The 19,710-nt window shown below is 68.5% G+C and carries 18 protein-coding genes, 1 tRNA gene and 1 other RNA gene; 15 read left to right on the top strand and 5 right to left on the bottom strand.

Features of this window, described 5'->3' with window-relative positions; genetic code table 11:
- Nucleotides 1-12: 12 nt before the first annotated feature.
- Entirely contained in the window at nucleotides 13-900 is an 888-nt protein-coding gene (locus tag RM423_RS05310; RefSeq protein ID WP_311421964.1) for an aldose 1-epimerase family protein, read from the top strand.
- A gap of 18 nt (nucleotides 901-918) precedes the next feature.
- Here the strand turns inward: RM423_RS05310 and RM423_RS05305 are convergent, their stop codons facing one another.
- Complete coding sequence (locus tag RM423_RS05305; protein WP_311421963.1) at nucleotides 919-2,301, bottom strand: cryptochrome/photolyase family protein; 1,383 nt, start codon at nucleotides 2,299-2,301, stop codon at nucleotides 919-921.
- Nucleotides 2,302-2,346: 45 nt separating this feature from the next.
- On the opposite strand from RM423_RS05305, the gene RM423_RS05300 reads away from it, so the two are divergent.
- The 3 genes from RM423_RS05300 to RM423_RS05290 all read left to right on the top strand — a co-directional run bounded on the left by RM423_RS05300 (nucleotide 2,347) and on the right by RM423_RS05290 (nucleotide 5,726).
- Entirely contained in the window at nucleotides 2,347-3,000 is a 654-nt protein-coding gene (locus tag RM423_RS05300) for an MBL fold metallo-hydrolase (protein WP_311421962.1), read from the top strand.
- Nucleotides 2,997-4,121 (top strand): dipeptidase, encoded by a 1,125-nt coding sequence (locus tag RM423_RS05295; RefSeq protein ID WP_311421961.1) that lies wholly within the window; start codon nucleotides 2,997-2,999, stop codon nucleotides 4,119-4,121. Before RM423_RS05300 ends, RM423_RS05295 begins: the two co-directional genes overlap by 4 nt.
- Before the next feature lie 135 nt (nucleotides 4,122-4,256).
- Complete coding sequence (locus RM423_RS05290) at nucleotides 4,257-5,726, top strand: choice-of-anchor J domain-containing protein (RefSeq protein ID WP_311421960.1); 1,470 nt, start codon at nucleotides 4,257-4,259, stop codon at nucleotides 5,724-5,726.
- Nucleotides 5,727-5,744: 18 nt separating this feature from the next.
- On the opposite strand, the gene RM423_RS05285 is transcribed toward RM423_RS05290, so the two are convergent.
- Nucleotides 5,745-6,185 (bottom strand): COG1470 family protein, encoded by a 441-nt coding sequence (locus RM423_RS05285; RefSeq protein ID WP_311421959.1) that lies wholly within the window; start codon nucleotides 6,183-6,185, stop codon nucleotides 5,745-5,747.
- 422 nt (nucleotides 6,186-6,607) lie between these two features.
- On the opposite strand from RM423_RS05285, the gene RM423_RS05280 reads away from it, so the two are divergent.
- Nucleotides 6,608-7,105: a GNAT family N-acetyltransferase gene (locus RM423_RS05280; RefSeq protein WP_311421958.1), complete on the top strand. Its 498-nt coding sequence runs from the start codon at nucleotides 6,608-6,610 to the stop codon at nucleotides 7,103-7,105.
- A gap of 68 nt (nucleotides 7,106-7,173) precedes the next feature.
- Here the strand turns inward: RM423_RS05280 and RM423_RS05275 are convergent.
- Nucleotides 7,174-7,261: transfer RNA gene (locus RM423_RS05275), tRNA-Ser, on the bottom strand.
- 71 nt (nucleotides 7,262-7,332) lie between these two features.
- Between RM423_RS05275 and ffs the strand changes: the two genes are divergently transcribed.
- The 9 genes from ffs (at nucleotide 7,333) to recR (ending at nucleotide 14,986) form a co-directional block, all read left to right on the top strand.
- An RNA gene (gene ffs / locus RM423_RS05270) (signal recognition particle sRNA small type) lies at nucleotides 7,333-7,429 on the top strand.
- 125 nt (nucleotides 7,430-7,554) lie between these two features.
- A complete protein-coding gene (locus tag RM423_RS05265) occupies nucleotides 7,555-8,931 on the top strand; it encodes a glutamine synthetase family protein (RefSeq protein WP_311421957.1) in 1,377 nt (458 codons plus the stop codon).
- Between the two features lie 6 nt (nucleotides 8,932-8,937).
- The gene (locus RM423_RS05260) at nucleotides 8,938-10,320 is read left to right on the top strand and encodes an aldehyde dehydrogenase family protein (RefSeq protein ID WP_311421956.1); all 1,383 of its coding nucleotides are present in this window, start codon (nucleotides 8,938-8,940) and stop codon (nucleotides 10,318-10,320) included.
- Nucleotides 10,321-10,338: 18 nt separating this feature from the next.
- Nucleotides 10,339-11,106 (top strand): 3-oxoacyl-ACP reductase, encoded by a 768-nt coding sequence (locus RM423_RS05255; protein ID WP_311421955.1) that lies wholly within the window; start codon nucleotides 10,339-10,341, stop codon nucleotides 11,104-11,106.
- Nucleotides 11,107-11,134: 28 nt separating this feature from the next.
- Nucleotides 11,135-11,383, top strand: coding sequence for a cupin domain-containing protein (locus RM423_RS05250; protein WP_311421954.1), 249 nt, complete (start codon nucleotides 11,135-11,137; stop codon nucleotides 11,381-11,383).
- A 91-nt stretch (nucleotides 11,384-11,474) separates the two neighbouring features.
- The gene (locus RM423_RS05245) at nucleotides 11,475-13,367 is read left to right on the top strand and encodes a DNA polymerase III subunit gamma and tau (protein WP_311421953.1); all 1,893 of its coding nucleotides are present in this window, start codon (nucleotides 11,475-11,477) and stop codon (nucleotides 13,365-13,367) included.
- A gap of 20 nt (nucleotides 13,368-13,387) precedes the next feature.
- Nucleotides 13,388-13,903 (top strand): low molecular weight protein-tyrosine-phosphatase, encoded by a 516-nt coding sequence (locus tag RM423_RS05240; RefSeq protein ID WP_396327611.1) that lies wholly within the window; start codon nucleotides 13,388-13,390, stop codon nucleotides 13,901-13,903.
- Between the two features lie 178 nt (nucleotides 13,904-14,081).
- Nucleotides 14,082-14,390, top strand: coding sequence for a YbaB/EbfC family nucleoid-associated protein (locus RM423_RS05235; RefSeq protein ID WP_396327610.1), 309 nt, complete (start codon nucleotides 14,082-14,084; stop codon nucleotides 14,388-14,390).
- Entirely contained in the window at nucleotides 14,390-14,986 is a 597-nt protein-coding gene (recR, locus tag RM423_RS05230) for a recombination mediator RecR (RefSeq protein WP_311422182.1), read from the top strand. The genes RM423_RS05235 and recR overlap by 1 nt, the downstream gene beginning before the upstream one ends.
- A gap of 78 nt (nucleotides 14,987-15,064) precedes the next feature.
- Here the strand turns inward: recR and leuA are convergent, their stop codons facing one another.
- Entirely contained in the window at nucleotides 15,065-16,861 is a 1,797-nt protein-coding gene (leuA, locus tag RM423_RS05225; RefSeq protein WP_311421950.1) for a 2-isopropylmalate synthase, read from the bottom strand.
- Nucleotides 16,862-17,174: 313 nt separating this feature from the next.
- On the opposite strand from leuA, the gene RM423_RS05220 reads away from it, so the two are divergent.
- Complete coding sequence (locus RM423_RS05220; RefSeq protein WP_311421949.1) at nucleotides 17,175-17,843, top strand: class I SAM-dependent methyltransferase; 669 nt, start codon at nucleotides 17,175-17,177, stop codon at nucleotides 17,841-17,843.
- A gap of 1 nt (nucleotide 17,844) precedes the next feature.
- On the opposite strand, the gene RM423_RS05215 is transcribed toward RM423_RS05220, so the two are convergent.
- Nucleotides 17,845-19,566, bottom strand: coding sequence for a hypothetical protein (locus RM423_RS05215; protein WP_311421948.1), 1,722 nt, complete (start codon nucleotides 19,564-19,566; stop codon nucleotides 17,845-17,847).
- Nucleotides 19,567-19,710: the final 144 nt, after the last annotated feature.

Here is a 19,710-nt window from a genome sequence, read left to right as displayed (position 1 = left end):
AGCGTGACGGTCATGGCATTCACCGGGAGCGTGGCGCGGATCGAGGCCGGGGGCTATCGGGCCGAGGTGGCCGAAGTCGGCGCGGGGCTGGCCGGGCTCTGGCACGACGATGTGGCTGTGACGGTCGAGATGCCGGCGGGTGAGCTGCCACCCAAGTCCACCGGGGCGGTGCTGATGCCCTGGCCCAATCGGATCCGCGACGGCCACTACTCCTTCGACGGCGCGGGCTACCAGCTGGCGCTCACCGAGCCCGCGCAGCGCAATGCCAGCCACGGTTTCGCCAAGTGGGCACGATGGAACGCCACCGAGCGGTCGGCCTCCGCCGTCACGATGGCCCATGATCTGGTACCGCAAACGGGGTACCCGTTCGAGGTCCGGCTGCAGATCACCTATTCGGTTGCGGCCGAAACCGGACTGACCGTGTCGGTCACGGCGACCAACACCGGCTCCGGCGCGGCACCCTTCGGGGCGGGCTTCCACCCCTACCTGGACCTCGGGAACGAGGAACTCGACGGCGTGGAGCTGCTGATTCCGGCCGCCACGGTGCTGGACACCGACGAGCGCCAGATTCCGGTCGGCCGCTCCGACGTCACCGGAACGCCCTTCGACCTGCGGCAGTCCCGGCCGATCGGGTCACTGCGCCTGGACCACGGCTACGCCGATCTGGTCGGCAGCACGGCGGTGGTGCGCTCAGCACGTCGCCAGGCCGAACTCCGCTGGGACGCCGCGTTCGGCTACCTGCAGGTGTTCACGCCGCCGTTCGTCACGCCCGGACGCAATGCCGTGGCCATCGAGCCGATGAGCTGCCCGGCCAACGCCTTCAACTCCGGCGAGGGCCTGGTCCGGCTGGAGCCGGGGGCCACCTGGTTGGGGGAATGGGGCATCCGGTTGCTCGGCTGAGCAGCCGGCTACAGCTCGTCAGCCGCGGTTACGCAGTGCGTTGTAGTCGGCCAGGCTGGCGTTCCGCTCGGCCGAGTGGTCCACGATCGGCGCCGGGTAGCCGGCCGGGGCACCGTTGGGATCGCCCCACGGCTCGTGGATGTGCTTGACGGACAGGTGCGCCAGCTCCGGTACGTGGCGCCGGACGTACGTCCCGTCGGGATCGAACTTCCTGCCCTGCAGTGTCGGGTTGAAGATCCGGTAGTACGGCGCCGGGTCGGTTCCGGTACCGGCGACCCACTGCCAGCCGTGGCTGTTGCTGGCCAGGTCGGCGTCGACGAGATGGGCCATGAAGTGCCGCGCCCCGGCCGTCCACTCCACATGCAGGTCCTTGACCAGGAAGGACGCCACGATCATCCGCACCCGGTTGTGCATCCAGCCCTCGGCGAGCAACTGGCGCATGCCGGCGTCGACGATCGGGTAGCCGGTCCGGCCGGCCTCCCAGGCGCGCATCCGCTCACTGCCCGCGGCACTATCGGCACTATCGGCGTAACGCAGTGCCTTGAGCTGGGGCCGGTAGTAGTCGCGTGCCGACCGCGGGTTGTGGTGCAGCACGTCGGCGTAGAACTCCCGCCAGGCCAGCTCCTTGCGGAACACCTCGTGCCCCGCACCGAGGTCTGCCAGCAGGGTGCGCGGATGCACCGTGCCCCACTTCAGGTGCACCGACATCCGAGACGTGCTGTCCAGGTCCGGACGGTTGCGCTCATCGGCATACCGGTTCAGCGAGCCGTCCAGAAAGGCGCGCCACGCCGTGCGCGCCGCCGCCTCGCCCACGTCCGGCAACACGGGACCGCTGGAAGGCGCGGAGTCTGTACCGGATTGGACCCCACTGGAAAGCGCGGGGTCTGGTGGCACGCCGTCGGAGGGAGCGCTCACCCAGCGCGGCCGGACGCTCGTGGCCGGCTGGGGCCAGCCGCGGGCCAGCCAGGCGCGGTAGAACCCCGAGTACACCTGGTAATTGGTGCCCGAGCCGTTTGTGATGCGTCCCGGCGGAACGGCATAGCTCGACCCCGTCCGCACCAGCGGCACGGCCAGCGCCGCGGCGACCCGGTCGTCGCGCGCCGAGCCGTACGGGCCGAAGTCCGCGGCACAGTGCACCGAGCCGGCGCCGACCTCGGCGCACAGCTGCGGCAGCACCGTTTCGGGCTTGCCGTGCCGGAGGATCAGCGTGCCGCCGAGCTGGGAGTCCAGAGCCCGCAGCGTCCGGAACAGAACTGCCAGCCGCGGGCCGCCGGACGGGCTGAGCAGCGCCGGATCGAGGACGAACACCGGCGCGACGTCGCCGTCGCCTGCCGTGGCCGCGGCCAGCGCGGGGTTGTCGCGCAGCCGCAGGTCGCGGCGGAACCACATCAGGGCGACCATCCCCCGACCGTATGCGATGTCCCCGCGGTGTGGTGGAGTAGGGATATGGAGCTGACCAAGTACAGCCATTCCTGCCTGCGCGTTGCCGATGGCGACCGGCGGCTGGTTCTCGATCCGGGCGTCTTCAGCGAGGTCGCCGAGGCGCTCACCGATATCGACGCGGTGCTGATCACGCACGAGCACGTCGACCATGTCGACGCCGAGAAGCTGGCAGCGGCGGCCGAGGCGAACCAGCGGCTGCGCGTCTGGGCGCCGAAGGATGTGGTCGATCAGCTGACGGGCAACGCGGCACTGGCCGATCGACTCACGGCGGTCGGGCCGGGGGAGTCGTTCGTCGCCGGAGGCCTGCGGGTCCGGACGTTCGGTGGCCAGCACGCCCTCATCCACTCGTCCATCCCGGTCGTGTCCAATGTCGGCTACCTCATCGAGGACGGCATCTATCACCCCGGCGACTCCTACGTCGTGCCGACGGCTTCTGTCGAGGCGCTGCTGGTACCGATCAACGCGCCGTGGGCGAAGGTTTCCGAGACCGCGGACTTCGTGGTGTCGGTGCGCGCGCCGAAGGCTTTCCAGATCCACGACGGGCTGATCAGCGAGATCGGCCGCGGCGGCTACGAGGGCGTGTTGAAGCGGGTGATCGAGCCCTACGGCATGACCCGATTCCAGCACCTCAATCCGAAGGACTCGGTCAGCCTGTGAGCGCCGAAGCAACCGCCCGGAACGTGCTGGCCGGCCATCCGATCGTGGACGGCCACAACGACCTGCCCTTCGAGCTGCGCGAGCTGGTCGGCTACGACCTGGATGCCTTCGACGTCACCCAGCGGCAGAGCCGTACCCACACCGACCTCGTGCGGCTGGCCGAGGGTGGGGTCGGCGCGCAGTTCTGGTCGGTGTTCGTGCCCGCGGGCTGGGCGGGGGAGCGCGCGGTCACCGCCACTCTGGAGCAGGTCGACGTCGTCCGGCGGATGGCCGAGCGCTACGGCGACCGGATGGTGCTGGCAACCACGGAGTCCCAGGTGCGCCGGGCGTGGCGAGACGGAAAGTTCGCCAGTCTGATGGGCGCCGAGGGTGGCCACTCCATCGACAACTCGCTGGCCGTGCTGCGGACCCTGGGCGCCCTCGGGGTCCGGTACCTGACGCTCACCCACAACGACAACGTCCCGTGGGCGGACTCCGCGACGGACGAGCCGGTACTGGGCGGGCTGAACGACTTCGGCCGCGAGGTGGTGGCCGAGCTGAACCGCCTGGGCATGCTGGTAGACCTGTCGCACGTGTCGGCGGACACCATGCGCGACGCCCTCGCCGCGACCAGGGCGCCGGTGATCTTCAGCCACTCCTCGGCCCGCGCGGTATGCGATCACCCGCGCAACGTGCCCGACGACGTTCTCGCCTCGCTGGCGGCCAACGGGGGCGTGTGCATGGTGACGTTCGTGCCCGCGTTCGTGAGTGAGGAATGCCGGGCCTTCGACGCGGAAGTGACTGCGCTGATGCTCGAGCGTGGCGAGAGTCCGCGGGACTGGAAAGCGCGGATGGCGGCCATGGCCGCGTACAGCGAGAGCCACCAGCGCCCGCGCGCCACGATCAGCCAGGTGGCCGACCATGTCGAGCATGTCCGTGCGGTGGCCGGCGTCGGGCATGTCGGCATCGGGGGCGACTACGACGGCTGCGACGAGCTTCCCGTCGGGCTGGAGGACGTCAGCCGGTATCCCGCGCTGATCGCGGAGTTGATCGAGCGCAAATGGTCCTCGGACGAGCTTGCGCGCTTGACGGGGGAGAACGTGCTCAGGGTGCTGGGCGAGGCGGAACGCCTCGCACATTGATCATCCTCGTCGAAACTACCCTGCACCGTCGCGGCGAATTTACCGATATGCAGCTCTTGACCTCCTAGAGTGCGCCAAGTGTCTACAAAAGGCACAGGTGCCCGCACGGCATCCAGGCAATTCTCGGAGGTTTAGATGCAGTCAGTTCATCCCCGGCTTGCGCGCCGGTTGGCGACGCTCGGAGTCGCCGTCGCGGCAGGCGCGGTCGCGGTCACGGCCGTCTCGCTGGCGAACGGCTCCGGCGCGGCACACGCGGCCACGCCCTACAAGGTGCTGTTCGACGCCAGCCACGGCGAGACGGCCGGCAACGCGGACTGGGTGATCTCGACCTCCCAGCCGGACCCGCTGGCCCAGAACGCCAGCCCCAGCTCGGAGACGTCCTGGACCGGGGCGGTGTCGGCGTGGGGCGTCGCCCTGCAGAAGACCGGGCGCTACTCGCTGAAGACCCTGCCGTCCGGTGGCCGGATCACCTACGGCGACACCACCAACGCTCAGGACCTCGGCAACTTCAACAGCTTCGTGCTGCCGGAGCCCAACGTGGTGCTGTCGGGTGCGGAGAAGACCGCCATCATGACGTTCGTCAAGAACGGTGGCGGCCTGTTCATGATCTCCGACCACACGGCGAGTGACCGCAACAACGACGGCTGGGATTCACCGGCCATCCTCAACGACCTGATGACGAACAACAGCGTCGACTCGACCGACCCGTTCGGCTACTCGATCGACCTGCTCAACATCGGCACCGAGAACCCGAACATCATCGGCGCCTCCGCCGCCGCCGACCCGGTGATCAAGGGCCCGTTCGGCACCGTGACCGGAACCATCATCCGCAACGGCACGACGGTCACGCTGAAGCCGGCGGACAACTCGGCGGTGCGTGGCGAGATCTACCGGACCGGGTACTCAGCCTCCGGCACCGCCGGGGCGGCCGTGGCCACCTCGACGTTCGGTACCGGACGGGTGATGTTCTGGGGTGACTCCTCGCCGATCGACGACGGTACCGGCTCATCCGGGAACACCCTCTACGACGGCTGGAACGACCCGGCCGGAACGGATGCGGCCATCGCCCTGAACGGCACCGAGTGGCTCTCCGGCGGCAGCGGCACGGCCGGCACCCCGACGCCCACCCCGACCCCGACGCCTACCCCCACCGGCGGACAGCTCATCGCCGACGGCGGCTTCGAGTCCGGCTCCACCTGGTGGACGCTCGGCGGCGGCGCCGCTGTGACCACGACCCGTCCGCACGCGGGTACCCACTCGGTGACCCTGGGCGGCACGAACTCCACGACCGAGACCCTGACCCAGTCGGTGGCGATCCCGGCCGGCACCACGTCGGCGCCGCTGTCGTTCTGGACCTACATCACCACGACCGAGACGACTCACTCGTACGACTTCTTGACCGTCACCGTCAAGAACTCAAGCGGCACCGTCCTCAAGACGGTGACGTCCAAGTCGGACGCCGGGCCGACCGGTTCGTGGTCGAGCTCCAGCTCGGAGCTGTCCGCCTACGCCGGGCAGACCGTGACGTTGTCGTTCAGCGCGGTCAACGGAGCCAAGAACCCGACGACGTTCTATCTGGACGACGTCTCGCTGCCGACCAGCTGACGCAGCCCGGGTGGGACCTCACCGCGGCCGCGGTGAGGTCCCCCGGCCGCTCAGGACCACCAGCATCAGTCCCTCGGTGGCGATGGTGTCGCCGCTGCCCCCGATCACCGGTAGCTCATAAGTACCAGCGGAAACGGCCGTGGTGATGGACACGGTGACGTCGGTGGAGGCGGAACTGCCCGGCGCCAGGAAGTCGTGCGAGAACCGCACGCTGATGCCGTCCGGCAACTGTCCTGACCGCAGCTGGACCTCGCCCCGGTAGCCGCTTGCGAACGTCGCGGTGAGGGTGAACCGCACGGACTCACCCCCGTGTACGGCCTGCTGATGGGGAAGCGAGTTCAGGGTGAAGGGCGCGCGCCGGGAGCTGCCGGTATTCATCAGCAGCACTACGATCACGGCGACCAGCGCCAGAAAGGTGAATGCCATCGCCGGCCACGCGCGCCGGACCAGCACGGTCATCGCGGCTGCCGATCGCCGGCGGACCACAACGGTGTTCGGCCACCACGCCTCGACGGGGGAACGCGGTGCAGCGGCATGACCGGGAAACCCCCGCAACGTTCGGTGTCGACGGGAGCCCGCGCTGTGCGCCGCCGGGAAAGCGACCGCGGCCGCTCGGCGAAGCATCACTCGCCCGTTGCCCCAGGATGGGGTGAGTCGAAGGCTTCCCTAACATGGACTTTATGTCAAGTATCCGAGAGCATCAGGCTGCCCCGGTCGAGAATCGCCCTATCACCATTCCGTGATCGACTATCACGCACGGCGACGCGCTGACCGTCCGAAGAATTCCGCGCGTGTAGAGCGCCGCTCGCTGCGCGCAGGTGTGCAACCGTGTCCGGGTGTTGGTGGTACGGGCGCTCCCCGGCAGTCCGGACAATGTGCAGGTGAGCACCGTTGACACCCTGGCGATAGAGCACGTCGGTTATGACCATCCGGACGCGCGCGAGCTGATCGCCGAGGTCCAGGCCGAGTACGTCCAGCGCTACGGCGGCGAGGACGACTCTCCGGTGGACCCGGCGGAGTTCGCCGACCCCCAGGGCGTGTTCGCGGTCGCCTACCGCGACGGCATCCCGGTCGCGATGGGCGGCTGGCGCAGGCACGGCGACGAGCACCCCGAGACGGCCTGGGCCGCGCCGTGCGTGGAGGTCAAGCGGATGTACGTCCGCGGTACCGCCCGCGGCCACGGCTTCGCCCGGACGCTGCTCACCCACCTGGAGACCACCGCCCGGGAGCGCGGCGCCCGCTGGCTGCTGCTGGAGACCGGCTCCAAGCAGCCCGAGGCCATCGCGCTCTACCGCTCCAGCGGCTACCGCGACGTCCCGCCGTTCGGCTTCTACGCCGCCACCGAACTGTCGATCCACCTGGGCAAGCAGCTAACCTGAGGGCCGGTACGCCTGGGCTCGAACGAGTTCTCGGGGCGGAGCCTACCGAGGTTTCACATAAGGAAACTTGGCGGAGGATAGGGGATTCGAACCCCTGAGGGCGTTAACCCAACACGCTTTCCAAGCGTGCGCACTAGGCCACTATGCGAATCCTCCGTCGAAGAGGATACGGGTTGCCCAGCTCGGTGCCGACCACTGGGTCCCTTCCCGGAGCCTCTACACTTGTGGCAGACCCCTCGCGTGGCGCTCATCCTGTGAACTTCCCCAGGGCCGGAAGGCAGCAAGGATAAGCAGGCTCTGGCGGGTACGCGGGGGGTCCTCTCTGTTCCGCGGCTATGCACATCCATTCCTCGCCGTCCGCCGGAGGCCGTCCGGTTGGCCTTCGCGCCCCCCGTCTGCGAGTCTCGGAACTTCAACGTCGCACCGGCGCTGGTGAGGGGCTGCAGACAATGGTCGGGTACGCGCGCGAGGAACTGGTCGCCGACATCGAGGCCGGCGTGATCGACACCGTGGTCGTCGCCTTCACCGACATGCAGGGCCGGTTGCAGGGCAAGCGCATCCACGGCCGGTTCTTTCTCGACTCGGTGCTGCCGCACGGCACCGAGGGCTGCAACTACCTGCTGGCCGTCGACGTCGAGATGAACACCGTGGACGGCTACGCCATCTCGTCCTGGGAGACCGGCTACGGGGACATGATGTTCGACCTGGACTTCAGCACCCTGCGCCGTCTCGGCTGGCAGCCCGGCACGGCGCTGATCCAGTGCGACCTGTCGTGGCTGGACGGCAGCGGCCCGGTGCGGCCGTCCCCCCGCCAGGTGCTGGCCGTCGTGTCGGCCCGGGCGGAGCGGCTCGGCTTTCAGGCGGTGGCCGGCACCGAGCTGGAGTTCCTGCTGTTCGACGACAGCTACGAGCAGGCCTGGGACAGCGGCTACTGCGACCTGAACCCGGCCAACCGCTACAACGTCGACTACTCGATCCTCGGCGGCACCCGGGTCGAACCGCTGCTGCGCGACATCCGCAACCACATGTACGGGGCCGGCCTGAGCGTCGAGTCCGCGAAGGGCGAGTGCAACCTCGGTCAGCACGAGATCGCCTTCAAGTACGACCAGGTGCTGCGTACCGCGGACAACCACACCGTCTACAAGACCGGGGCGAAAGAGATCGCCGCGCTGCACGGCAAGGCGCTGACGTTCATGGCCAAGTTCGACCAGCGCGAGGGCAACTCGTGCCACATCCACATGAGCCTGCGGCGGCTCGACGGCTCCGTCGCCTTCGATCTTTCCGACGGCTCGGCGGACCCGCTCGGGATCGCCGGGGGCTCCGTGCTCTTCGACCAGTTCGTGGCCGGTGTGCAGGCCACCATGCGCGAGTTCACGCTGCTGTACGCGCCGAACATCAACTCCTACAAGCGATTCCAGCCGGGCTCCTTCGCGCCGACCGCGATCGCCTGGGGTCACGACAACCGCACCTGCGCCCTGCGGGTCGTCGGTTCCGGCCTGGGGCTGCGGGTCGAGAACCGGGTGCCGGGCGGGGATGTCAACCCGTATCTGGCGCTGGCCGCAATGCTGGCCGGCGGGTTGCACGGCATCGCCGAGGACCTCGAACTGGAACCTGCCCACCAGGGCAATGCCTACGTCAGCGACAAGCCCCGGGTGCCCAGTACCCTGCGGGAGGCCCGGGATCTGTTCGCCGCATCAAAGCTCGCCCGGGCCGCGTTCGGCGACGATGTGGTCGAGCACTACGTCAACTACGCCGACGTGGAACTGGCCGCCTTCAACGCGGCCGTCACCGATTGGGAGCGCTTCCGTGGATTCGAAAGGCTGTGACCGGCGATGACCGCAGTGCTGACCGGCGGACGCGTCGAGCTCGTCAATCCCGCGACCGAGCAGCCGGCGGGTGAGGTGCACTTCGCGTCCGTGGCAGAGGCTGACGAGGCGATCCTGCGAGCGCACCGTGCCTTCGAGCACTGGCGCACGGTAGCCCCGGCCGACCGCGGCCGGTTGCTGCGGGCGTTTGCGGCCCTGGTCGATGCCCACGTAGAGGAGCTCGCCCAGCTGGAGGTTCGCAACTCCGGTCACCCGATCGGCAACGCCCGGTGGGAGGCAGGCAACGTCCGGGACGTGCTGAACTACTACTCCGCGGCACCGGAACGGCTGTCCGGCCGCCAGATCCCGGTCGCCGGCGGCCTGGACGTGACGTTTTCCGAGCCGCTCGGCGTCGTGGGCATCATCGTCCCGTGGAACTTTCCGATGCCGGTCGCCGGTTGGGGATTCGCCCCGGCGCTGGCCGCAGGCAATACCGTGGTGCTCAAGCCGGCCGAGCTGACGCCGCTCACCGCCTTGCGGCTAGGCGAGTTGGCGCTGGAGGCTGGACTGCCCGAGGACGTCTTCACCGTGCTGCCGGGCGAGGGTCCGGTAGTCGGTCAGCGGTTCGTCACGCACGAGCTGGTGCGCAAGGTCTGCTTCACCGGCTCGGTGCGGGTCGGCCAGCAGATCATGCGCGGCGCCGCGGACAGCATGAAGCGGATCACCCTGGAACTCGGCGGCAAGAGCGCCAATATCGTGTTCGCCGACAGCGACCTGGCCGAGGCCGCCCGGACCGCGCCTGGGAGCGTCTTCGACAATGCGGGGCAGGACTGCTGTGCCCGCAGCCGGATCCTCGTCGAGGCCGGCGTCCTGGACCGGTTCCTGGAGCTGCTGGAGCCCGCCGTGCGCGACGTCCGGGTGATCGACCCGCGCGACGAGGCGTCCGAGATGGGCCCTCTGATTTCCGACGCCCGGCGGCAGGCCGTCTCATCGTTCGTGGAGGGCGATTCGATGGACGTAGCCTTCCGCGGCTCGGTCCCGGACGGCGCCGGGTTCTGGTACCCACCCACCGTCGTACTGCCGAAGTCGACCGCGGATCGGGTGTGGCGCGACGAGGTCTTTGGCCCGGTGGTGTCGGTGCTGCCGTTCACCGACGAGGCGGACGCGGTAGCCAAGGCCAACGACAGCCAGTACGGGCTGTCGGGCTCCATCTGGACCCGGAATCTCGGTCGCGCGCTTCGGGTCAGTCGCGGCGTCGAGGCCGGCAACCTCAGCGTCAACTCGCACTCCTCGGTGCGCTATTCGACGCCGTTCGGCGGCTTCAAGCAGTCCGGTTTCGGACGCGAACTAGGCCCGGATGCCCTTGATTCCTTCACCGAGATCAAGAACGTCTTCTTCTCACACGACTGATTCGGAGCACAGCACCACATGGGAACACGCTTGCAGGGCAAGGTCGCCGTCATCACCGGCGGTTGCAGCGGCATCGGGCTGGCGACCGTGAAGAGGTTCACCGACGAAGGCGCCAAGGTTGTCATCGGTGACGTCAACGCCACCGCCGGCGCGGCGGTCGCCGAGGAGTTCGGTGCGCTGTTCGTCGAGGTGGACGTTACCGACCCCGAGCAGGTCGAGGCCCTGTTCCGGACGGCGTTCGACACCCACGGCAGCGTCGACATTGCTTTCAACAACGCGGGAATCTCGCCTCCGGAGGACGACTCGATCCTGGAGACGAGCCTCGAAGCCTGGCAGCGCGTGCAGCAGGTGAACCTCACCTCCGTCTACCTCTGCTGCAAGGCAGCCCTGCCGTACATGCTCGAGCAGAAGCGTGGGTCCATCATCAATACCGCGTCATTCGTCGCCGTGATGGGCGCCGCGACGTCGCAGATCTCCTATACCGCCTCCAAGGGTGGGGTGCTGTCGATGTCACGCGAGCTGGGGGTTCAGTTCGCCCGCGAGGGCATCCGGGTCAATGCGCTGTGCCCCGGCCCGGTCAATACCCCTTTGTTGCAGGAGCTGTTCGCCAAGGACCCGGAGCGGGCGGCGCGCCGACTGGTGCACATTCCGGTCGGCCGCTTCGCCGAGCCGCAGGAGATCGCGAACGCGGTGCTCTTCCTGGCCTCGGACGAGTCGAGCTTCATCACCGCGTCGCAGTTCCTGGTCGACGGCGGGATCTCAGGGGCTTACGTCACCCCTCTCTAATAACGGTGAGCGGTCGGCCTGGCACCGGGTGAAGTCGGCGGAGCTGTGGCTGTGGCAGGGTGGTGGACCGGTGCTGCTGACGGTCGGCGGATCCGGCGACGCCCCGGTGGCCCGGTTCTCGTGCGAGCTCACGGTCGGCGGTCAGTACCTGGTCCGTCCGGATGAGTGGCAGCAGGCCGAGCCCGCGACCGACCGCGCGGTGCTGGTGGCGTGCGTGGTGTCGCCGGGCTTCGTGTTCGATGACTTCTCGCTGGCTGAGCCGGCGGAGGTGCGATGACGGCGCCCCCGACTGCGATGACGGCGCCCGCCGACGAAGGCCCCGACGAGGACTGACAGGGATCGTCAGCGGGGCGAGATAGGGTTGCCCCGTGGCATTGGCGCTTTATCGAAAGTACCGGTCGGCGACCTTCTCCGAGGTCATCGGCCAAGAGCACGTGACCGCCCCGCTGATGCAGGCGCTCTCCGCGGGCCGGATCAATCACGCCTACCTGTTCTCCGGGCCGCGCGGCTGCGGAAAGACCTCCAGTGCGCGCATCCTGGCCCGGTCGCTGAACTGTGAGCAGGGCCCGACGCCGACTCCGTGCGGGGTCTGCGGATCGTGCAAGGACCTCGCGCCGAACGGCCCCGGTTCCATCGACGTCATCGAGATCGATGCCGCCAGCCACGGTGGGGTGGACGACGCCCGCGACCTTCGCGAACGCGCGTACTACGCCCCGGTTCGGGACCGCTACAAGGTCTACATCATCGACGAGGCCCACATGGTGACCACGCAGGGCTTCAACGCCCTGCTGAAGCTCGTCGAAGAGCCGCCGGACTTCCTGATCTTCATCTTCGCCACGACTGAGCCCGAGAAGGTGCTGCAGACCATCCGGTCGCGGACGCACCACTATCCGTTCCGGCTCATCCCGCCGTCGGTGCTGCGCGCCCACCTGGAGTGGATCTGCCAGGCCGAGGACGCCACGGTCGAGCCCGCGGTGTTCCCGCTGGTCGTCCGGGCTGGGGCCGGCTCGGCGCGGGACTCGTTGTCGGTGCTGGACCAGTTGCTCGCCGGTGCGGGCTCCGAGGGCGTGACCTACGCCCGCGCGGTCGGGCTGCTCGGGGTCACCGACTCCGCGCTGCTGGACGACATGACCGATGCCCTGGCCGTCGGGGACGCCGCCGCGGTGTACGGAACCATCGACAGCGTGGTCGAGGCCGGCCACGATCCCCGCCGTTTCGCCGCCGACCTGCTGGACCGGTTGCGTGACCTGATAGTCCTGGACGCGGTGCCCGATGCGGTCAGCAAGGGCTTGATCGACTACGCCGGCGACCAGGCCGACCGGCTCGCCGACCAGTCGCGGCGGATCGGCATCGCGAGCCTGGTGCGCTTCGCCGACATCGCGCACACCACGCTCACGGACATGCGCGGCACCACCTCGCCGCGCCTGATGCTCGAGCTGCTGTGCGCCCGGATGTTGCTGCCCGACGCCGCCTCGGACTCGGCGGCGCTGCTGCAGCGACTGGAACGCCTCGAGCGACGGCAAGCCATGGACGCCGATGCCGCAGCCGGAACTCCAGCGCCTGCGGATCCGGTCGAGCCGCTGGCGAGGGACCGTACCGCCGGCCCGTCCGAGGTCAGCGAACCAGCACCTGAGTCGGCTGACAGCAGCCCTCCCGACGAGGTTGTGCAGGAGCAGGTGGCTCCGCCGGCCCCGTCGCCGGTGGCTCCCGCAGGTCTTCCTGCGGCGTCCCAGGCAAGTAGCGAGTCCACCGATCTGCGTCACCTGTGGCCCCAGGTCATGCTGGCGCTGCGCGACCGGAGCAAGGTCAAGTGGGCCATGATGAACGAGGTCCAGATCGCCTCGGTCGAGGGTGAGGTGGTCAGCCTGCAGGCCCCCGCGGGCCTGGCGCGACGAATCGCGGACGACAGCAACCTGGCCGTCCTGCGTGACGTGCTGCAATCGGTCGTCTTCGGTAACTGGCAGCTCACCGTGACTTCGGCGCCGTCGACAAACGCGTCCCCGGCCGCGCCCGCCGACAGGCCGCCCGCCGCCGATGGCGAGCCGATGCCCGAGCGGGCGAGCCGGCCCGCACGCCCGGCACGATCGGCACGGCCAGCCGCGAGTGAGTCCGTTCCCAGCCCGCCAGCAGCCGCGAACGACGGGGTGGACGAGGAGTCCGACGAGTTCCACCGGACCGACCGCAGCGGCGGCGATGCCGAGGCGGCAGCGATCGCGCTGTTGCAGAGCAGCCTCGGCGCGCGGCCCATGGAGACGTCGTGACCGATCCCCAGCAGGCGCACATCCCGCTGCGGGTGTGCTTCGTGTGCACCGGCAACATCTGCCGCTCGCCAATGGGCGAGGTGGTGCTGTCGGCACGGCTGGCCGAGGCCGGGCTGGCCGACCTCATCGTGGTGGACAGTGCGGGTACTGGTTCCTGGCACGTCGGTAAGGACATGGACCCCCGGGCCCGAGCGACCTTGGTGGCACATGGCTATGACCCTGCCGCCCACGTGGCCAAGCAGTTCGGCGCCGAGGACTTCGCGACCCGTGATGTGGTGCTGGCCCTGGACAGCGGGCATCTCTCGCGGCTTCGCGAGCTGGCCGGGACCGCCGACGATCCGGACGCTGCCGCGGCGTCCATCGAGCTGCTGCGAAGCCACGACGCGGTGGCGGTAGCCGCTGGCGACCTCGACGTCCCCGACCCTTATTACGACGAGCTGCCCGCCTTCGAGCAGGCGCTGCGCGAGGTCGAGTCCGCCTGCGCCCGGCTGCCCGACGTGCTCCGTGAGCGGCTGGAGAGCAGGGTTCCGCTCTAGCGGGCCACGCACGTCGTGCTCAGGGCGAGCGGAAGTGTGCCCGCCCGTCATTCTCCGCTGTGTCCGGGCGGCCACTGTCAGTCCCGGGCGTTAGGCTGACGCACGTGCGGCTGTAGCCGTGCAATCACCGTGTTCAGCTCGAGGAGAGATCGACGTGCGACCAGGCGGCCAGCCCAACATGCAACAGCTGATGAAGCAGGCCCAGAAGATGCAGCAACAGCTCGCTGTCGCGCAGGCAGAGCTGGCCGAGACCGAGGTCGAGGGGTCTGCCGGTGGTGGCCTCGTCAGCGCCAAGGTGACCGGCAGCGGCGAGCTGCTCACGGTGACCATCGACCCCAAGGTCGTCGACCCAGAGGATGCCGAGACGTTGCAGGACCTTGTCGTCGCGGCCGTCCGGGATGCCACCCACAACGCGAGCGCGCTTGCCTCTGAGAAGCTCGGCCCGCTGACCGGGGGCATGGGTGGAATGGGCATACCCGGCCTGTGATGTATGAAGGCGCCGTCCAGGATCTGATCGATGAGCTTGGGCGGCTTCCCGGCATCGGCCCGAAGAGCGCGCAGCGCATCGCGTTTCACATACTGTCCGCGGACTCCGCTGACGTCGATCGGCTGGCCGGAGTGCTCCGGCGGGTCAAGGCGGAGGTCAAGTTCTGCCGGATCTGCGGAAACGTGTCCGAGGGTGACGAGTGCCGGATCTGTCGTGATCCGCGGCGCGACGCGAGCATCATCTGTGTCGTCGAGGAGCCGAAGGATGTCATTGCCGTGGAGCGGACCCGGGAGTACCGGGGCCGTTACCACGTGCTCGGCGGCGCGATCAGTCCCATCGACGGCATCGGCCCGGATGACCTTCGGGTGCGTGAATTGCTGATGCGGCTCAGCGACGGCGCGGTGACCGAGCTGATCCTGGCAACCGATCCCAACCTCGAGGGTGAGGCCACCGCGACCTACCTCGCGCGGCTGATCAAGCCGATGGGGGTGATCGTCAGCAGGCTGGCGAGCGGACTTCCGGTCGGCGGGGACCTCGAATATGCCGACGAGGTGACGCTCGGGCGCGCCTTCTCCGGCCGACGGACGGTTGACTGAGCATGCCGCCACCCGATGAGGACACCGCTGTGCCCGAACCGGGTGGCCGGCAACAGCGGCATCCGCCGGCTATGCGTCTCAGCGGTTGCGGGCGATCCGGTTGACGCCGCTCATCACGGCCCGAAGCGAGGCACCGACGATCGACTCGCTGATCCCGACGCCCCACAGCACCTGGTCACCGACCTCGATCTCGAGGTAGGCGGCGGCCTCGGCGTCCCCGCCGGTCGTGAGCGCGTGCTCGGAATAGTCGAGCACCCGCAGGCCGACGCCGCCGAGTCCCATGTCTGGTTCGGACACCGCCTGGCAGAAGGCGTTGATCGGGCCGTTGCCGACGCCGGTGACGTCCCAGTCCTTACCGAAGGCCCGCACCCGGGCGTTCACCCGCGTCATGCCGTTGTCATCGGAGGACGAGAAGGACGAGAAGGACGTGAGGGCGAAGGTGGCGTCGGAGTCGAAGAGGTACTCGGCCTCGAAGATCGACCACATCGCCGCCGCGTCGACCTCGCCGCCGGCATCGTCGGTGTGCCGCTGGATGACCTGGCTGAAGTCGATCTGCAGCCGGCGCGGCAGGTCCAGCTTGTGCTCGGTCTTCATGATGTAGGCGACGCCGCCCTTGCCGGACTGGCTGTTCACCCGGATCACGGCCTCGTACGAGCGGCCGACGTCCTTGGGGTCGATGGGCAGGTAAGGGATCTGCCACGGCATCTCGGCGACCGGCTTGCCAGCCGCGCGCGCACCGGATTCCAGGGCGTCGAAGCCCTTCTTGATCGCGTCCTGATGGGAACCGGAGAACGACGTGTACACCAGGTCACCGGCGTACGGATGGCGCTCGTGCACGCCGATCCGGTTGCAGTACTCGGCGGTCCGGCGGATCTCGTCGATGTCTGAGAAGTCGATCTCGGGATCGACGCCCTGGCTGTACAGGTTCAGACCGAGGGTCACCAGGTCGACGTTGCCGGAGCGCTCACCATTGCCGAACAGGCAGCCCTCGATCCGGTCCGCCCCGGCCAGCACCGCCAATTCGGCATCCGCGACGGCCGTGCCCCGGTCGTTGTGGGTGTGCACAGACAGCGCGACATGGTCCCGGTTGGGCAGGTTGCGGCTCATCCACTCGATCTGGTCGGCGTAGACGTTGGGCGTCGAGCGCTCGACCGTGCAGGGCAGGTTCAGCACGATCTCGCGGTCTGGTCCTGGCTGCCACACCCGCATCACCGCGTCGCAGATGTCGAGGGAGAAGTCGAGCTCGGTGTCCATGAAGATCTCGGGCGAGTACTCATAGCCGAAGATGGTCGAGCCCGCACCGGCGAGCAGGTAGGTCTCTGCGTACTTCACCACGGCCTGGGTGCCCTCGGTCGCGATGGACCGGCACTCGTCCCGGCCGTCACCGGACAGTCCGAAGACCACCTTGCGGAAGACCGGCGCCGCGGCGTTGTACATATGGACGGTCGCCCGGGAAGCCCCGACCAGCGACTGCACGGTGCGCTCGATCAGCTCTTCACGAGCCTGGGTCAGCACCGAGATCGTCACGTCGTCGGGAACCTTGCCGGACTCGATCAGCTCTCGGACGAAGTCGAAGTCCGTCTGGCTGGCGGCCGGAAAGCCGACCTCGATCTCTTTGTAGCCCATCCGCACCAGCAGGTCGAACATCGCGCGCTTGCGGGCGGTGTTCATCGGGTCGATGAGCGCCTGGTTGCCATCCCGCAGGTCTGTCGACAGCCAGCGGGGTGCGCGGGTGATGGTGCGGGTGGGCCACTGCCGGTCCGGCAGGTCGATCGGCGGGAAGGCTGAGTAGCGGTGCACCGGCATGGCGGTCGGTTGCTGAGTGGTGCGACGACGCGGTGCGGTGCTGGGTGCGGTGCTGGGACGTTCAGACATGGCGGGTAGCTCCTAGCGGGCGTGGGCCGGGGCAGTTCGGAAAGGAGGAACTGGTCGGCGCAGCACTTCGACCCGCGACGAGGGGCCGACCGGACCGGCTGGGATCAGAACCAGCGTCCTAGTGCCTCGTCACGGCTGCGAAGAAGGAGAACCGCGCGCATGATGGCCGCAACGTTACACGCCGGCCGGCGGTATGCCTGGTGCTGGCTGGTCTGTGGTCGCGGTCCAATCGGCACGGCGCTGATACGCTCGGAGCCGTTGCCCGAACTGCGCTTCACCGCAGAAAACCCGACGTCAGAGGCGGTTAAGGCCAGTGGAGCTCGAGTCGAGTGGGTTGAAAGCCCTCTACAGCAACAGGTTCGGCACCGAAGGCGAGCAGCGCCAGGATCTCTGGCAGGTGCTGTGTTCGGACTTCTTTCAGCAGTGGGTGCCTGAGGACGCGGTCGTCCTGGATCTTGCCGCTGGGCATTGTGAATTCATCAACAACATCCGGGCCGGACGGCGGATCGCGGTCGACCTCAACCCGGATGTGAAGCTTCGCGCGGCCGAGGGCGTCGAGACGCACGTCCAGCGTTCCAATGAGCTGATCGACCTTGCCGACCAGTCCGTCGACGTGGTGTTCATCAGCAACTTCTTTGAGCACATCAGCCGCGAGGTCATCTTGTCCACGCTGGTCGAAGTCCGCCGGGTCCTCAAACCCGGCGGACGCTTGCTGGTGCTGCAGCCCAACGTCCGCTACTGCGCGCGGGACTACTGGCAGTTCTTCGACCACATCACCCCGGTGGACGACCGCGCGCTCGTCGAGGCCTTCACCGCGACCGGCTATGACGTGGTGCGGTCGATCCCTCGCTTCCTGCCCTACACCACGAAGAGCTGGCTGCCCAGCGGGCCTGCGCTGGTTCGGCTCTACCTCAAAGTGCCGCTGGCCTGGCGGGTGCTCGGAGCCCAGGCTTTCATGGTGGCGACGCCGACCGCCGGCTGACTCAGCAGTGCGCGTGGCCGGCGGTTGTCGCGCGAATGCGGTAGATCCGGCGGGAGCCGAAGTGTTCGGCCAGCGTCAGCGGACCAGCAGCGGCCAGCATCGCGCTGAGGTCGCTGAGCTGGGGTCGGATCTGCGGGTCCTCGATGTCAGTCACGCTGTACTCCCGGGCCACGGCCACCACGTCCGCGACTGAGCCGGCGGGTATCTGCACCGATGGCACGCCGGTGGCCTGGGTGAATTCCCAGGGGTTGCGGGTCATCATCACCACGGGCCGGTCCAGGCACTTCTGCTCCCGCTTCAACGCCGGGCCGAGGTTGCTCGCAGCCTGACCGAATCCGTTGTTGTGGCGGACGACGGCCTTGCTGATGCGCGGCAGCGCCGCGATAGGTGACAGCACCAGCAGCGCGCAGCTGACCACTGTGATCGACTGCCGGAATCCGGAGCCGGCCAGCGCGACGAGCACGGCCACGATCGGTACGGCGACAACCGTGACCATGCCCTTGACGGTTGCGCCGGCGCCTGCCACCACCGGGGCGACCAGGGCGTCGAACAAGAACAGGGCCACGACGAAACCGACCGGCACGAACCAGGACGAGCGCAGCGCGCCGAGGACCCGCTGACCCATCGGAGCGCTTCGGGGGGAGCGCCGCGAGATCAGCAGCGCCGCCAGTATCACCAGCACCACGGCGTCCGTCCTGGTAAAGGCGGAGAACGCGACGCGGACCTCATGCACCAGTGCGACAAACCGCAGATTCACGAACTGGACGATGCCAGTGCCAAGCAGGCCGGAAAGGGAGCGGTCTACGTGCCGCGAGAACAGCTCCTCGTTCTGGGTGATGAACGGAAACGAGGTGGCTGCCGGTGGCAACACGGCGCCGAAGTGTGACAGGTTCTCGTAGAAGTAGGGCGCGGCGACCGGCAGGTAGCCGAGCAGCAGCAGGCCTACCCGCACCTGCCAGCGACTGCGCTCCGTCCACACCACGGCCGCGACACCGATGATGCCCATCAGGATCAGGCCCTCACTGCGGGACATGTTCGCCAGAGCTGCCGCGGCGCCGGCCACCACCCATAGGGCCAACCGCCGGCGGGCGTGCACCGCCGCAGCCATAGCCGTCAGGCCGAAGGCGCCCAGGTAGACGGCGCTCTCGGTCTGCACCGCGAACATCGAGATCACCGGTTGTGCCACGATGGCCACCGCGGCCACGGCTGGCGCCCAGAACGAGGTGGTGAAGGCCCGGGTCAGGGCATAGGTGCTCGCCGACATGACGGCGGCCATCACGACGCTGACGTCGATCGCGGCCGGCAGGCCGTGCCCAACGCCCAAGCCGACCGACATCAGCACCGAGGGCAGCGGAAGCCAGTAGTCGAAGGCGTAGTGCCGCAGGGGCGTGCCCGGTACCAGAAAGTGCCAGACATAGTCGATCTGCGCACCGCGGCCGGCGTGCAGGTTCTGCGCGACGTTGTAGAAGAACGCCGGATCGGCATGACCCGGGTACTTCGCTCCCCTGGCCACCTCAGCGCGGTAGAGCGATACCGCCAGCACCGTGAAGAACGCGGCAGTGGCAGCCAGCAACCTCGGAGCTCTGGCCGTCAGAGTCCAGCCGTCGAGCCAGGATGCCGGCCGGCCAGGCCGCTTGCCTGGCCTGTCCCGCCCGGCCCTGATCGATGCCGCGGACTCGAGCTCGCCGAATGCCTCGGCGGGGTCGCCGAGTGTGGATGGCATTGCGGCTCCCACGGTCGCCCTGTTATAGGCGGCCGTCGTTGATGGCTTGGGTGACCCAGGGGATGACTTCGTCGAGCATGGTGTCGAGGGTGGTGTTGCATTGGATGCCGAGGATGTTCTTGGCTTTTTGGATGTCGGGTACGC

This window comes from Jatrophihabitans lederbergiae (assembly GCF_031845305.1).
GTDB lineage: Bacteria > Actinomycetota > Actinomycetes > Mycobacteriales > Jatrophihabitantaceae > Jatrophihabitans_A > Jatrophihabitans_A lederbergiae.
Note: the sequence above shows the minus strand (reverse complement) of the source record. Positions and strands in the feature narration are given on the sequence as shown.

Bases quoted from the DNA above. Each gene is read 5' to 3' on its own strand.
- RM423_RS05310 (WP_311421964.1), top strand. From the start codon at position 13: ATGGCATTCACCGGGAGCGTGGCGCGGATCGAGGCCGGGGGCTATCGG.
- RM423_RS05305 (WP_311421963.1), bottom strand. From the start codon at position 2,301: ATGGTCGCCCTGATGTGGTTCCGCCGCGACCTGCGGCTGCGCGACAAC.
- RM423_RS05300 (WP_311421962.1), top strand. From the start codon at position 2,347: ATGGAGCTGACCAAGTACAGCCATTCCTGCCTGCGCGTTGCCGATGGC.
- RM423_RS05290 (WP_311421960.1), top strand. From the start codon at position 4,257: ATGCAGTCAGTTCATCCCCGGCTTGCGCGCCGGTTGGCGACGCTCGGA.
- RM423_RS05285 (WP_311421959.1), bottom strand. From the start codon at position 6,185: ATGACCGTGCTGGTCCGGCGCGCGTGGCCGGCGATGGCATTCACCTTT.
- RM423_RS05265 (WP_311421957.1), top strand. From the start codon at position 7,555: ATGGTCGGGTACGCGCGCGAGGAACTGGTCGCCGACATCGAGGCCGGC.
- RM423_RS05260 (WP_311421956.1), top strand. From the start codon at position 8,938: ATGACCGCAGTGCTGACCGGCGGACGCGTCGAGCTCGTCAATCCCGCG.
- RM423_RS05255 (WP_311421955.1), top strand. From the start codon at position 10,339: ATGGGAACACGCTTGCAGGGCAAGGTCGCCGTCATCACCGGCGGTTGC.
- RM423_RS05235 (WP_396327610.1), top strand. From the start codon at position 14,082: ATGCAACAGCTGATGAAGCAGGCCCAGAAGATGCAGCAACAGCTCGCT.
- recR (WP_311422182.1), top strand. From the start codon at position 14,390: ATGTATGAAGGCGCCGTCCAGGATCTGATCGATGAGCTTGGGCGGCTT.
- leuA (WP_311421950.1), bottom strand. From the start codon at position 16,861: ATGTCTGAACGTCCCAGCACCGCACCCAGCACCGCACCGCGTCGTCGC.
- RM423_RS05215 (WP_311421948.1), bottom strand. From the start codon at position 19,566: ATGCCATCCACACTCGGCGACCCCGCCGAGGCATTCGGCGAGCTCGAG.